The following is a 14,472-nucleotide window of genomic DNA, read 5'->3' on the forward strand; positions in this document are numbered from 1 at the left end:
CGGAAATGGCACATCTTTTTCTGTTTTGGCACGATTTTTGATTAGCAAAAACTAACCAACAATATAAAGTATAACAAGAAAACCGCATAAAATCAAGGGTTTTTCCAATACACCCGGATGATTGCGGTGTGTTTTAGGCACTGTAAGGCCGCTTGACGGAAAGCAGGAAGTGTTGCATAATGTCCGTTGGTTAGCTTACGCTAACCAACGATAAACACTTGTCTTTCCGAACAGCAAATCTGAAAGGCAGAGAAAGGAGAACTATGAAAGAGACAAAGAAAAACGCTGTCCTGCGGGTATTCCAAACCGCGCGATGCAGTTCTGCCCGATATATCATTGGCGTAGCCTGTTCCTCTGTCAGCATATTGCTGTCGGGCGTTCCATTCTATACGATCTACCAAATCGTCCGTATCTTTCTGGAAGCGTCCTTAAACAATACGGCTGTAGACGTGTCCGCTGCATGGCTGTGGGCGGGAATTACGCTGGCAAGTATTGCCGTTGGCATAGTGCTTTCAATTATTGGCAGTTTTGTTTGCCATTCCTGTGCCTTTCATGCGCTTTATGACCTGCGTATGAGAATATTGAATCACATGGGTAGATTAAATCTGGGCTTTTTCACAGGAGGGCAATCCGGTGCGGTACAAAAGACCATGAATGATAACATCGAGAAAATGGAAAATATTATCGCCCACGATGTATCGAACCTCATAGGAGCCGGTATTTTGCTGGTTTCGCTGTCGGCGCTGCTGTTTTCCATCAATGTACCGCTTGCTTTGACGATTGTTGCCGCATTGGTGCTCGCGTTTATCATTCAGTTTTCGGCTTTCGGAGGGAAGCGTGGGCAGAAGATTTGGACGGATCTCAACCGTTCTTCCACAGAACTGGACGCGGCCTTTTCAGAGTATGTGTCCGGGATGGAGGAAGAAAAAATCTTTGGAAAGCCGGAGGCCGCAGCTTTACGGCTAACCAATCTGATAGAGAAAAATCGGAAAAGCATGGTGGCTTACTTAAAACGGGTTACGCCTATTTACGGCGCTTACAAAACCATCACGCTTTCTGTACTGGCCTTTATTTTGGCTGTGGGATGTGTCCTGCTGTATCTGAATCCCGGCGATCACAGCTTAATGATGGAACTGTTGATGTTTCTGATTGTCGGCCCGGCAGTCATCAGCCCACTGATGGAATTGGTGGAGTTTGGCGCAGACCTTCGGAATCTGGCTGTGCGGATGGATCAAATCGAGGACGTTATGAAGATGGAACCGATAGCGGAAGGCACGTGCGATACCCCGCCGGTTTCTGCGGAGCTTAGCTTTCAGGATGTGAGTTTTTCCTACCAAAAAGCGGCTGACCCTCTGCGGCGCATGGCGCTGGAGCATGTCACAATGCACATTCCGGCTGGTTCTTTCGCGGCTTTAGTCGGACCGTCGGGCGGTGGAAAATCCACAGCCGGGCAACTGCTGGCAAGATTTTGGGATGTGGAAAGCGGAAGCATTTCCATTGGTGGAAAGGATATACGGGATTATTCCACCAAGGCACTTATGAATACGGTTGCCTTTGTATTTCAAGATACCTATATATTCGCTGAAAGTGTGTACGACAATATCGCCATGCACCAAAATGTAACTCAAAAAGCAGTTGAGTATGCTGCAAAGGCCGCACGCTGCCACGATTTTATTCAGGCATTACCGGAAGGCTATCATACCAAATTAGGTGACGGCGGGCACAAATTATCCGGTGGAGAAGCGCAGCGCATTGCCATTGCAAGAGCGATTCTGAAAAGTGCCCCGATTGTCGTGCTGGATGAAGCGATGGCTTTTACGGATGCAGAAAACGAGCTTGCATTGCGGGAAGGTATGGCAGAATTACTGAAAGGAAAAACCGTTCTGATGATCGCACACCGCCTCTACTCTATCCAGGACGCAGATATGATTTTCGTTTTGGAAAACGGACGGCTGAAAGAAAGCGGGACGCACAAAGACTTGCTTCAAAAGCATGGCCTGTATGCCCATCTGTGGGACATTCAGAACGAAACCGAAAGCTGGCGGATGAAAGGAGGGACAGCACATGTTTCAGATAATCCGGCAATTCACCTTCCATAGGCCGAAGGAAATCATTCAGCCCACCGTATGGCTGTTTCTTTCGCAGGCGTTCAGTATGCTTCCAGCAATTCTGGCGTATATGGCAATCTATACGCTGGGGCAGGCTTTTGTGCCGCCTTACACATTGGATTTGCAGCTTCTTATCACGCTTGCCGCCACAGGTTTGGGATATATCCTGCTTCAATATGGAATAGAGATGATAACCTATTATTTCACTTACGGGTGCGCCTACAGTGATACGGCGAAAAAACGGGTGGCATATATCCAAAAGCTGCGCCGCCAGCCGCTGGGATTCTTTTCATCCAAAGAATCTGGGGAGCTGATTAGTTCCTTTGCCAATGATTTTTCAAATGTGGAATACACGCTTTGTTACTGGCTGCCTTATTCCATTGGCGTTGGCGTATTGCTGGCAATTTGTATTGTATGGATCAGTATTTATAACTGGCGCATGGGTGTTGCCATGTTCGGTATGCTGCCGGTTTGCGCGGCGCTTATGTTCGGGATTGCCCGAATCAAAGAAAAACACAGCAGGCAGGTCATGGCTGCAAAAACCCATGCGGCTACGCAAATCAATGAATATCTTTATGGTATGAAAGACCTGAAGGCATACCACCGTACAGGAGACGGATTTCATGCTTTGGAAACGGCCATGCGGAAATTGCGGGATGAATCGCTGAAAGAAGAAGCAGTTGCAGGCAGCTTGTCCACCTTGTGTTCTTCTTTAGTAAAGTTCATTGTTCCTATTACTGCTGCGGTTGGGCTTTATCTGCTGATCGGCGGCACACTGTCTGTTTTGGATTTTGCAGGCTTTCTCGTCTTAGCGACTAAACTGGTAGAAGCGGAGTTGATGATTGTCACCAGCATATCCGCGCTGCGCGGGATGCTTCCTTCCGGCGAGCGGTTAGACAAGGTGATGACAACAGACGAACCGACGGGGAAAGAACAGATAGAAACCGGAAATTCCTACTCCTTTGAGAATGTTTCATTTCATTACGCAAAGGGACAAGAGATTATCCAAGGTGTTTCCTTTGATACGCCTTCCGGTTTGCTGACTGCATTGGTAGGACCATCAGGAAGCGGAAAATCCACCCTGCTCCGCCTGATGGCGCGGTTTTGGGATTATCAGGCCGGGCATATCTGGATGAATGGCAAAGATATTCGTGAAGTTCAAACGGACAGTCTGCTTTCCAACATTTCTATGGTAATGCAGAACGCCTATTTATTCCGTGGAACCATTCGGGATAATCTTTGTTTTGGCAATGAGAGCATTACGGAAGAACAGATGATAAATGCGTGTAAGCAAGCCCGCTGCCACGGTTTTATCTCTGCCCTGCCGGAAGGATATGATACGGTTGTTGGCGAAGGAGGCGCAACGCTCTCCGGTGGTGAGCGCCAGAGGATTTCTCTTGCCAGAGCATTCTTAAAAGATGTACCGATTCTTCTGCTGGACGAACCAACTGCCTCTTTGGATGCGGATAATGAGGCAATGGTGCAGAAAGCGCTGGACGAGATTTCCAAAGAACGCACGGTCATTATGATTGCGCACCGATTAAAAACAGTACGCAGCGCCGATCAAATCCTCGTATTACAGGATGGGAAGATCGTAGAGAAAGGAACCCATAACCAGTTTGCAGGGCAAAAAGGATTATATGCCCGGCTGTGGGGGCTGCAAAGCCAAGCTGGAGATTATACATTCAAACAATCTTAGGAGGTTTTCAAATGAAAGAAAAGGTATTAGGTCTGAAAGAATTTGTCATTGTCCTGCTGCTGGCCTGCGTGGAAACAGCTATCGCGCTTGTAACCGCCATGCCGTTTGCGGCAAATTTGCAGCTTGTCTATTTTCTCGTGCCCGGCCTTGCGGGGTTGATTAACGGTATCATCTATGTCCTGCTTATAAAGAAGTGCCCGAAAATCGGCACGCAGTTTATCATCCCAATGATTTATGGTCTGTACTTCCTGTTTACGGGCAGCGTCTATGTGATATTGTCAATATTGGTTGACACATTTATCTCAAAGATATCACTGCCTATGCAGCCTGTTCCAGAGATTGGTAGTATCTCTGTCGCTTAATTATCGGAGGAAGCCCACCGTTGGCAGAGCAGATCCTCCTGTTATTCCAGTAACTGATGAAGTATCTCCAAATGAGAACCTTCAGTTCCTCTATGGTCATAGTCTCCGTATTGTAGCGGTCATAGAGAAGCTCACTTTTCATTCTGGCCCACATGCTTTCGCATCGGGCATTATCGTGGCACCTGCCACCAGCACTGTTCATGCTTTGAATAATACCGTATTTAGCAAGAGCCTTACGATAAGTTTCACTGGTATATTGTGTTCCTCTGTCAGAGTGTACAATAGCCCCTCGCAGATCAGGATATGCCAGATAGGCATTATCCAGGGTATGCTCACACAACGTTGCTTTCATGTTGGTTTCCATTGCCAGACCAAGGACACCGGAATCAAAGCAGTCAAAGATAGCTGAAACATACAGTTTCCCATCTTTAGCCTTGATTTCTGTAATGTCAGTTACACATTTTTCAAGTGGCTTGTCGGATTTGAAATCTCGCTTCAGAAGATCATCTGACTTACGAGCTTCCCGATCAGCCTTGGTAATACCATTCGGCTTACGCTTTGGTTGATGACTAAGGCCTATTTCATCCATGACCCTGTAGACGGTTCGCTCACTGGGAATCTTGAGTCCTTCCGGTTTCTTAAGGAGAAGTGCCTGATACATGCGAATGCGCCCATATGTATCATTGTATTCATCTTCAGTATGGATTGCTATCATAGCATCAGCGAGATCCTGATATTTCCAGGGCCGGTCTTTATTAGCAAGATATTTGTAGAACCCCTGGCGGCTGACACCAAGCATCCGGCAATAGAATGAGAGTTTTCCCTTAATCGCGCCGTCTTCCGTTTTTATGGCAATGAACATCATTCTTTGGTTCTTGCTGACTTCCGACGGCTGGCTGCGAAAAAAGCACTTGCTTCCTCGAGAAATTCATTTTCCTCTTTTAGACGCCGGATTTCTTTATCCTGATCCTTAACACGTTTGCGGAGCATAGCAAGTTCCTCAGCGAGACTCATGGCACTTTCTGGAGTATGTGCACCGTCGCCAATATCCAATGTACCGGCTCTAACTGCTTTCAGCCATGTATGGATGGTTCCTTCTGGAATACCTAATTCTTTGGCTGCCTTAGCACCGCCGATTTCTCTGGCAAGTTTGACAGCCTGGATCTTATATTCGTGGTCGTATTTACGTTGAGTACGTGACATTGAGAGTTCCTCCTTATTCTCTTTATTATACATGAATTCTTTGAGAATAAGGTGCCAACTTTATTTATACGACATCATCCCATGTCTGCCCTCGATTTTGGAAAAGGAAAGGGTCTTGTAGGGCAGCATGGAGAAAAGGCGGTCAGTGTCCTTTGTGGCTGCAAGCCGCATGAACGCCGGGGAAAGCTCTGCCATGAAATGGGTCTTGTTCGGGCTGTTCGGCTCGTAATGCCGCTTCATTTCCCGCACAATGCGCCGCGCTTCCGTTTCAATCAGCCCGTCCCGCAAAGCTGCGATATGCATTTTGAAATCCCCCGGCGAAAGCTGCTCCCGGCTGCGCCGTTCTTCCTGTAAGAGCGATTGCAGCGCGTCCGGGTCGTTGGGTACGGCTTCAAAGCGTTCAAATTTCCCAAGCTGCGGGTCTGGGGTTCCGTCAAAATATCTCCCGGCTTCCTGTACCCTTTCCCCATGCTCATAAATCAGCTTCACCGTATCGGCGGGCAGCTCCTTTTCCTTGACGCGCTCATAATGTTTAGAGTAGTCCAGTTCGTACAGATTGCCCTTGATTTTCCCGCGCTCCTTTCCCGTCAGCTCGATTGCATAGGCAAGAACGCGGTCGCTTGTCTGCTCCATGTAGAAACGCCATGTGTTGTGGGGCGCGGTGTCTTTGAGGAAAACGTCGCGCTCCCGGAAACAGTGCGTCCCGGACGGGCGGCAGAACCACAAAAGTGTTTTGTCCTCCCTGTGGGGGCTTGCCGCCGCCTTTGCGATAATCTCTTTGTCAATGTCTAAGTCGCTCTGGTAAAAGCCTGTGTTCTGCTTCATAATCGCTTCAAGGGAAGCAAACAAATCCATGTTTTCAAATTTGCTCTGTTCCGGCATGGGTCAGCTCCTTTCCAAGTCCTGTGACTTCTGCTTTGCGTTTTTCTTCTGTGCCTTTTCCTTGTCGGCTCTAAGCTGCGCCCGGATAGAGGGTTTCTTTTCCGGCTTCGCTCCCTTGCCGCGCTCCTTGTCGGCTTTGACAGCGTTAGCCAGGTCAACAAGGGAAATCTGCTCGCCCGCCTTTACCTTTGCTTCCAGTTCGTCAACGGTGGGGGTGTTGTTGATGATACCGTCAATCATGTTCCCGTTCTGCTCTGTGGTCTGCTCGGCGGTTTTCAAGGGATTGTCCCGCTGCGCCTGTTCTGCGGCAACGGCAAACGCCCGCGTCCCATTCCCCATAATCAGATACTTTCCGTCGTCCGACTGGTGGTGAAAGCCATATCCGGCGGCTTCTATCTGCTCCCGGCTCATGGCGGTCACATGGAAAGTCCCCCTCGGTGTCTTGACAGTTTCGCCCGTTTCCAAGTCGTCCGGGGTAAGCTGCTTTTGCTCCTGTAAAAACTCCGGCACTTCCCGAAAACCTACACTGTCAACGAAATGCGCCGCGTCCTGTCCGTCCTGATGAAGCACTACCACGTCGGAAACGGAAAGGCTGTGTCCCTTAAAATCTTTGGGGTGGTCGATATTGAAACAGGTGTAAATATCTTCAAGGGAAGTTTCCGGCGCAAGGGGCGCGGAATAGACAAGCTCATAGTTCGCCCTGTCAACCACATTTCCCGCCGCCTGCAGGCGGTCGTAAGGCTCAAAGCGGAAATCCCTTGTTTCGTCCCCGCCCTTTATCTGGTAAATGGAAAAGGTGTCTTTGTCCTGTCCGGCGGTCTGCGCCGTTTCCTGTGCCTTTGCGTAAAGCTGCTTCACGTCGCCCTCGGTCAGCTCGCCGCTTTTGAGCTGCCCCATAAGCTCGCGGCATTTCTCCGGCGTTCCCGTATAAAGCACGTCGCCCATTTTCGCCCGCCCGTTCTCCTGTGTCACATAGGCTTGCAAGAGGTAGCTGTTTTCCCGGCTGTCGCTGTAAAGGTTCCGGCGCACTCTGTAAATCGTTTCCGGGGTAAAGGCTTCTTTCGGGGCTGCGCCCGCTTTTTCCTGTGCGCCGGATTTTCCCGGTGCGGCTGCTTCCGGCTCCGGCTTCTCCGGCGCGGCTTCCTGTCCCTCTCTGGTGGGCTGCTCCTGTCCGGCGGTCTGCTCCTTGTCCTGTGCCTTTTGCAGCTCCGCTAAGTTCTCGTCTATGGAATTGATAATCTCGGCGGCTGCGCTGCGTATCGTTTCAAGGGAGCTTTTCAGCTCGGACAGCTCCCGCCCGCTGCTCCACCCGGCGACATAGCCGAAAGAGTAGTCCGACGTGTCAAGCCCGTAATGTTGGCAGACAGTATAGGCGACGCTTTCCGCTTCGACTTCGCGGGTGCGGCGGTCAACGTGGGGCTGCTGCTCGTCCTTTGGCGCGTTGAGGTCAATGTCGTGCAGCTTCGCATGGGCGATTTCGTGAATAGCGGTCTTTAAGGTCTGTAATTCGCTCATGCCCTCGTTGATAGCAATGCGCTTGTCCTCCAAGTGGTAGTAGCCATGAGAGCCGCCCTCGATATTCTCAAAGGCGATAGGAACGGGGGAAGTCTTTTCAAGGGCTGCGAAAAAATCCTTGTAGCGGTCAACGTCGCCTGTCAGCTCGTCAACCGCAATGTCCGGCAGCTCCTTTCCCTCGGTCTGGGAAACGTCAAAGACGGATACCACCTTGTAGGCGGGTATGGTGACTTCCTTTTCCTCGGTGACGGGCTTCCCGTCCTTGCCGATAACGGGCTTCTGCGTGTGCGGGTCGATTTTCTGCATTTCCTGTTTGATTTTATAGGGTGACGGAGCAATGATTTTAATTCCCTTTTGCCCTTTCATCACGTTTCGTTCAAAGTTGTTCTTCCAAGCGGAAAAGCCCGCCACAAGGGAAGCGTCCGGCTTCTGCATGGCGATAAGGACGGTGTTTCGGAAGCTGTAATTATGGAATTTTGACATGACTTTCAGATATTCCCGGTAACGCTCGCTGTCAAAGAGTTCCGCAATACCCTGTTCCAGACGGTCGGTAATCTCTTTGAGCTTTTCGGCGGGCTTCTCGCTCGTCAGCACGATAGGGATAACCGGGCGCGGCTCCTGTGGCTGCTCTGCGGTCTGCGCCGTTCTCTGCCCCGGCGCGGCTGCGTCCATTTCTACCTTTGACGGGTCGGGTCTTTCCGGCTGCGGGGGCTGCGGCGTTACCCGGTATTCCTCCGGCACGTCGCGCCCGTCGTACCATTCTGTAAAGGTGTTGCGGTTGTTGTAGATATAGCCCTTTTCGGTAAACATACCGTCGTCGTTAATGGAAGCGTCCCGCCCGTATTCCTCATACATGAAATACTTTTTCGCTTCTTCGGGAAGTTCCGGTTCTTCCAGTTCATCAACCAGATAACGCCCGTATTCTTCTTCATTGTGGACGGACGGATAAATCCAGTAGCAGTCAAGGTTCTGTGCAAGGTTGATAATGTCCTGTAAGCTGTCGGCATGGTCGCCGTATTCAATGGCTGCAATGAATTTCTCCCGGTCGTCGTCAAACTGCATTTCCAAGAGCTTCCCTAAATAGTTCAGCTCGTCGGGGTGGGAATACTCGCTTAAATGCTCCGTCAAGCCGGGGATAGTGGATTGAAATTCTGTGAAATGCCATTCCTCATAGTGCTTGAAGTCAATCCCGATACGGTCAAAGACTTCTTTCAGATGTTCGGCAGTCGTGGGGAATGTCACCCATTCGCCCGCGGGTCTGCCCTCGGTGTACTTCCCAAGATTGGAAAGATAGCCGCTTAAAATCGGTTCTGCCATTTGTTCGCTCCTTTCTTTTTCAATCATGCGGTGCATAAGCTCAAAATCCTCAATGCTCATGCTCCCGTCAAATACATAGGGGTTAAAATCCTCCCCGTCCCGGTAGGGCTTTTCGGAAAAGGGAAGCCCCGCTTCATGGGCGGCTGCCCTCGCTTCCTCGATAACCTCCGGGGGAAGCCTGTCGTCATGCGCTCCGATAAAACCGTCAATGTCGTTCATGCTGTTTTCGTAGTGGTAACGCACTCCGGCGGTCAGCTCGTCAAGGCTCATGTCCTCGCCTAAATGCCCGCAATAGTAGCCGTTTAAGATAACGGCGGCGGGGTCAATGCTTTTTATTTCCTCTAACCGGCTCCTGTCCTCCGGGTAGAGCGTATCGTCCATATCAAGATGAAAATATTCCGCGTTCCATGAACGCCCCTGTTTCCAGAACGCCACCCATGCGATACCGTCCCTAAGCTCGTCTTGATAGTCCTTTACGGTGTCCCGTAAACTTGCCATAGTGAAAAACCTCCTTTCTCTGCGGCAGCGTCATAAGCTGCATTTTTTGGCTGCATGGTCTACTACGGGTACGCCCGCATTTCTGCCAAATATTTTTGAAAATTTTTAGAGGGTGAAGCCCTCCGCAAAAGAGGGTTTGGGAAACTTCCCAACAAGCAAAATCCCCGTCCGGCGCGTCAGCGTCGCAACGGGGATTTACGGAAGTGGGTACCCGCTTCCTATGCTTGCTATTCAAGTTTTTAGTTCTTCTGTACTTCGATACGGTAGTTGACGTATTTTCCGCCAGTGTCAGCCAGAACGATAGTTCCGTCGTAGGTCTTGCCTGTTTTCGGGGAGTAGAGCTTCTTTACATTTGCCTTGCCGGATTTAAGGAGCGCGGCGGCAATCTTCGCGGAAAAAGCGGTCTTGCGTTCCTCGAAAAAGCGGTCGTTCTTCCACATGACAAAGGCACATTCTTTGTTGCTGCAATAATAGTTTTTCTTCCCCTCATGGACGGGGGAACCGCAACGGGGGCATTTGCCGACAGAGGGCTTTTCCTCCCGGAACAAATCCTTTTTCCCGTCAAGTGCTGCGGCGTGTGTCCGCACAAGCTCCCGCGCCATAGCTTCAATGCCGGACAGAAATTCGCCGGGGTCTGCGGCTCCCTTTGCTATCTGCGTCAGATTGTTTTCCCATTCTGCGGTAAGCTGCGGGGAAGTGAGCATATCCGGCAAGATTGATACAAGGGCGGCTCCATTCTGCGTGGGGATAAGCTGCTTGCCTTTGCGCTCTGCAAAGCCGCCCTTTACCAGTTTTTCAATGACGGCGGCGCGGGTGGCGGGAGTGCCAAGCCCCCGGCGTTCCGCGTCCGGGTCGGTGTCCCCGTTCCCGGCGCGTTCCATAGCCGACAAAAGGCTTGCTTCGCTGTGGGGCTTCGGCGGCGTTGTGATATGCTCCGTTACTTTTGCGGCGGGGTTAGGAAAGCCCTGTCCCTCGGAAAGCTCCGGCAGCGTCACGTCTGCATTTTCCCCGTCCTCCGCTTCGGGCTTATCTTTCAGCGTCGCCCGGTATCTGCGTTCCATCTCTTTCCAACCGTCAGAAATAACAGTCTTTCCCCGCACCGTAAACTCCGTATCGGCGCATGAGAAAACCGCCGTAACCGCTTCAAAGATATGCGGCTCGGCGGTGGCAAGGAGCAGACGCGCCCCCGCAAGGGTGAGGATATTTCTCTCGCTTTCCGGCAGCGCGTCCGGGTCAGCCTTTGCAAGCTCCATAGTGGGAATGATTGCGTGGTGGTCTGATACTTTTTTACTGTCTGTTACCTTTGCAACCTCCGGCGTGAAGTCCGCGCCCGCCATAAAGGGGAGCTTTTCGCAAAGCAGCGCGATAATGCCCGCTGCGGTGCCGCCCATGTCGTCAGTAAGAAAGCTGCTGTCCGTCCTCGGATAGGTAAGCAGTCTTTTTTCATAAAGGGCTTGTGCAAGGTCAAGGGTCTGTTTCGCGGTGTAGCCGAAAATGCGGTTCGCTTCCCGCTGCAAAGAGGTAAGGTCAAAGAGCTTCGGCGGGGCTGCGGTTTTCTTCTCTCTGGTAAGGGAAACGCATACCGCCGTTTCTGTTTCGCAAGCCCCTTTCAGCGCGTCGGCTTCTGCCTTGTCTGAAATCCTTTCGCTTGCCGCTTCCGCGCCGGATAAATCAAGGCGAACATGATAATATTTTTCTTTCTGGAAATGGGAGATAGCCGCGTCCCGGTCGGTGAGCATTTTTAAGGTCGGGGTCTGGACGCGCCCCACGTTCAAGGTCTTTCCATACAGGCAGGAGAAAAGCCGGGTGGCGTTAATGCCGATAAGCCAGTCAGCCTTTGCGCGGCAGAGGGCAGACGCAAAGAGCGCGTCGTAGTCCCGCCCGTCTTTGAGGGAAGCAAAGCCCGCCTTAATCGCCCCGTCCTCCATTGAGGAAATCCACAAGCGGCGCATGGGCTTCTTGCAGCCCGCCGCTTCGTAGACAAAGCGGAAAATCAATTCTCCCTCGCGCCCCGCGTCGCAGGCGTTCACCACTTCGGAAACGTCGGCGCGGTGCATAAGCTCTTTTAAGGTCTTGAATTGCTTCCCCTTGTCCGGGTCAACGGCGTACTGCCATTCCTCCGGCAGAATGGGTAAGCTGTCAAAACTCCATTTTTTATATTGCTCCCCGTAGGCGGCAGCTTCCGCAAGCTGTACCAAATGCCCGACGCACCATGAAATGAGGTAGCCGACGCCCTCGATATATCCGTCTTTCTTTTCCTTAACGCCAAGCGCGGCGGCGATAGTCTGCGCCACGCTCGGCTTTTCTGCAATCACAAGTCTAAGTGCCATGAAAAAATCCTCCTTTCAGCGTTCCGGCGCGGTGTGCTTCTTCTCCTGTGCCTGTTTCAGACAATAGCCGATACAGGGGGATTGCGCCTTATAAGGGCAGCGCACACACGCCGGGGATTTTGGAACGGGCGGCGCACTGTCACGCCGCCCGGTGGGTCTTTGTACCATCATTTTTTCCAAAGGATTTTCGGTGAAAAGCCTCATGCTTCCTCGTCCTCCTGTTCTTCATCAGAAAGCCCGTCCCCCTCGTCCTCGTCGTAATCGTCAAAATCGAAATCTTCAAGGTCGGTGTCGCCCTTGACGTTCTGCTTTGGCTTCATAAACTTAAAATAATAGAACGCGCCCCCGCCGCCAAGAAGTGCCACGACAAGGAAAAGCACAAGCCCGCCTGTATTGCCTTTCTCTTTGGGCTGCTCTGTTGGTTTCTCGGTTTCCGGCTCCGCTTCCTTGCCACTGCAAGCGGTCATGTTGTCCTTGCAGACAGGGCAGCTCACATTTACCTTTCCGGCTTCGCATTTATCGGTGCAACTGCAAACGGCGGGCGGGGCTGCTTCGGTGCTTCCGTCCTCCATAAGTGCTAAGAGGTCGGCTTCGTCCACTTTGATGTCGTATAAATAAAGTTGGCACCTTATTCTCAAAGAATTCATGTATAATAAAGAGAATAAGGAGGAACTCTCAATGTCACGTACTCAACGTAAATACGACCACGAATATAAGATCCAGGCTGTCAAACTTGCCAGAGAAATCGGCGGTGCTAAGGCAGCCAAAGAATTAGGTATTCCAGAAGGAACCATCCATACATGGCTGAAAGCAGTTAGAGCCGGTACATTGGATATTGGCGACGGTGCACATACTCCAGAAAGTGCCATGAGTCTCGCTGAGGAACTTGCTATGCTCCGCAAACGTGTTAAGGATCAGGATAAAGAAATCCGGCGTCTAAAAGAGGAAAATGAATTTCTCGAGGAAGCAAGTGCTTTTTTCGCAGCCAGCCGTCGGAAGTCAGCAAGAACCAAAGAATGATGTTCATTGCCATAAAAACGGAAGACGGCGCGATTAAGGGAAAACTCTCATTCTATTGCCGGATGCTTGGTGTCAGCCGCCAGGGGTTCTACAAATATCTTGCTAATAAAGACCGGCCCTGGAAATATCAGGATCTCGCTGATGCTATGATAGCAATCCATACTGAAGATGAATACAATGATACATATGGGCGCATTCGCATGTATCAGGCACTTCTCCTTAAGAAACCGGAAGGACTCAAGATTCCCAGTGAGCGAACCGTCTACAGGGTCATGGATGAAATAGGCCTTAGTCATCAACCAAAGCGTAAGCCGAATGGTATTACCAAGGCTGATCGGGAAGCTCGTAAGTCAGATGATCTTCTGAAGCGAGATTTCAAATCCGACAAGCCACTTGAAAAATGTGTAACTGACATTACAGAAATCAAGGCTAAAGATGGGAAACTGTATGTTTCAGCTATCTTTGACTGCTTTGATTCCGGTGTCCTTGGTCTGGCAATGGAAACCAACATGAAAGCAACGTTGTGTGAGCATACCCTGGATAATGCCTATCTGGCATATCCTGATCTGCGAGGGGCTATTGTACACTCTGACAGAGGAACACAATATACCAGTGAAACTTATCGTAAGGCTCTTGCTAAATACGGTATTATTCAAAGCATGAACAGTGCTGGTGGCAGGTGCCACGATAATGCCCGATGCGAAAGCATGTGGGCCAGAATGAAAAGTGAGCTTCTCTATGACCGCTACAATACGGAGACTATGACCATAGAGGAACTGAAGGTTCTCATTTGGAGATACTTCATCAGTTACTGGAATAACAGGAGGATCTGCTCTGCCAACGGTGGGCTTCCTCCGATAATTAAGCGACAGAGATACTACCAATCTCTGGAACAGGCTGCATAGGCAGTGATATCTTTGAGATAAATGTGTCAACCAATATTGACAATATCACTTGATTAAGGAAATGTACGGTGTCCTCGCCCTCGTCGTCCCGGTCAATGAGGATATAAAAGTAATTGCCGTTTTTGGTCGTTACGGTGATAAGCTGCTTGTTGCCGCCGAAATCGTCTACAAGGGTCGCGTTCCCGTCCGGGGTAAGGGGTTCTTCCTTTTGGGGTTCCTCGTAGACAACGCCGCTGTCGTTGGTGTCGTCCTCTCCCTCCGGGGTCTGTGCAAAAGCGGTGACGGAAAAGCCGCCCATAAGTACAAGGGCGGCGCAAAGTGCGGTCAAGGTTCTAAGGATTTTCTTATTCATTCTCGGTGTCCTCCATTTCTTCGGTGTCATGGTCTGCGGGTTCTGCGGGGTAGCCCGGCGCGGCTTCCATGCCCGGAATACCGCCCCCGGAAAGCATAGCGGAAAGCTCATGCGGGGAAAGGCGCATGGAGCGCACAAGCTGTACGATTTGCAGGTTTTCCGCTTCGGTTTTCTGCGCTTCAAGCCCCCTTAATTTGTTCTGGTACTCGGTGATTTTCTCGCGGGTCTTTGCAATCTCCCTGTCGATACGTTCAATTTTGTTCATAGCCATAAATAAATTT

The 14,472-nt window shown here is 50.7% G+C and carries 11 protein-coding genes and 3 pseudogenes; 5 read left to right on the forward strand and 9 right to left on the reverse strand.

Features of this window, described 5'->3' with window-relative positions; genetic code table 11:
- Window positions 1-263 precede the first annotated feature (263 nt).
- The 3 genes from H9Q79_RS15710 to H9Q79_RS15720 are packed head-to-tail and all read left to right on the forward strand — an operon-like array spanning window position 264 to window position 4,169.
- Entirely contained in the window at window positions 264-2,099 is a 1,836-nt protein-coding gene (locus H9Q79_RS15710; RefSeq protein WP_249328706.1) for an ABC transporter ATP-binding protein, read from the forward strand.
- Window positions 2,065-3,807 (forward strand): ABC transporter ATP-binding protein, encoded by a 1,743-nt coding sequence (locus tag H9Q79_RS15715; RefSeq protein ID WP_249328707.1) that lies wholly within the window; start codon window positions 2,065-2,067, stop codon window positions 3,805-3,807. The genes H9Q79_RS15710 and H9Q79_RS15715 overlap by 35 nt, the downstream gene beginning before the upstream one ends.
- An 11-nt stretch (window positions 3,808-3,818) precedes the next feature.
- Window positions 3,819-4,169, forward strand: coding sequence for an MptD family putative ECF transporter S component (locus tag H9Q79_RS15720; RefSeq protein ID WP_118648525.1), 351 nt, complete (start codon window positions 3,819-3,821; stop codon window positions 4,167-4,169).
- Here H9Q79_RS15720 and H9Q79_RS15725 read toward each other — a convergent pair.
- The 7 genes and pseudogenes from H9Q79_RS15725 to H9Q79_RS15755 form a co-directional block, all read right to left on the reverse strand.
- Window positions 4,126-5,034, reverse strand: a complete 909-nt coding sequence (locus tag H9Q79_RS15725) for an IS3 family transposase (protein WP_118648884.1) — start codon at window positions 5,032-5,034, stop codon at window positions 4,126-4,128. The two genes, H9Q79_RS15720 and H9Q79_RS15725, sit on opposite strands and share 44 nt — an antisense overlap.
- Window positions 5,031-5,372, reverse strand: a complete 342-nt coding sequence (locus tag H9Q79_RS15730; RefSeq protein WP_118648886.1) for a transposase — start codon at window positions 5,370-5,372, stop codon at window positions 5,031-5,033. The genes H9Q79_RS15725 and H9Q79_RS15730 overlap by 4 nt, the downstream gene beginning before the upstream one ends.
- A 78-nt stretch (window positions 5,373-5,450) precedes the next feature.
- Window positions 5,451-6,254: pseudogene (locus tag H9Q79_RS15735) on the reverse strand (hypothetical protein); the annotation flags it as partial.
- A gap of 3 nt (window positions 6,255-6,257) precedes the next feature.
- Window positions 6,258-9,584, reverse strand: coding sequence for an antirestriction protein ArdA (locus tag H9Q79_RS15740; protein WP_002585091.1), 3,327 nt, complete (start codon window positions 9,582-9,584; stop codon window positions 6,258-6,260).
- A 239-nt stretch (window positions 9,585-9,823) separates the two neighbouring features.
- Window positions 9,824-11,914, reverse strand: coding sequence for a DNA topoisomerase 3 (locus H9Q79_RS15745; protein WP_074033657.1), 2,091 nt, complete (start codon window positions 11,912-11,914; stop codon window positions 9,824-9,826).
- A gap of 15 nt (window positions 11,915-11,929) precedes the next feature.
- Entirely contained in the window at window positions 11,930-12,118 is a 189-nt protein-coding gene (locus tag H9Q79_RS15750; RefSeq protein ID WP_002585093.1) for a hypothetical protein, read from the reverse strand.
- Window positions 12,115-12,516: pseudogene (locus tag H9Q79_RS15755) on the reverse strand (DUF4366 domain-containing protein); the annotation flags it as partial. The gene H9Q79_RS15750 and the pseudogene H9Q79_RS15755, both read right to left, overlap by 4 nt.
- Before the next feature lie 76 nt (window positions 12,517-12,592).
- Here H9Q79_RS15755 and H9Q79_RS15760 point away from each other — a divergent pair.
- Window positions 12,593-12,934, forward strand: coding sequence for a transposase (locus H9Q79_RS15760; protein ID WP_118648886.1), 342 nt, complete (start codon window positions 12,593-12,595; stop codon window positions 12,932-12,934).
- Entirely contained in the window at window positions 12,931-13,839 is a 909-nt protein-coding gene (locus H9Q79_RS15765) for an IS3 family transposase (RefSeq protein WP_118648884.1), read from the forward strand. Before H9Q79_RS15760 ends, H9Q79_RS15765 begins: the two co-directional genes overlap by 4 nt.
- Window positions 13,840-13,885: 46 nt before the next feature.
- Here H9Q79_RS15765 and H9Q79_RS15770 read toward each other — a convergent pair.
- Together H9Q79_RS15770 and H9Q79_RS15775 are read right to left on the reverse strand one after the other, a co-directional pair.
- Window positions 13,886-14,191 (reverse strand): annotated as a pseudogene (locus H9Q79_RS15770) (CD1107 family mobile element protein); the annotation flags it as partial.
- On the reverse strand, window positions 14,184-14,462 hold the full coding sequence (locus H9Q79_RS15775) for a DUF4315 family protein (RefSeq protein ID WP_002585095.1): 279 nt from the start codon (window positions 14,460-14,462) through the stop codon (window positions 14,184-14,186). The gene H9Q79_RS15775 and the pseudogene H9Q79_RS15770, both read right to left, overlap by 8 nt.
- Window positions 14,463-14,472 lie beyond the last annotated feature (10 nt).

The sequence above is a fragment of the Wansuia hejianensis genome (assembly GCF_014337215.1).
In the GTDB taxonomy this organism is placed as follows: Bacteria; Bacillota; Clostridia; order Lachnospirales; family Lachnospiraceae; genus Scatomonas; species Scatomonas hejianensis.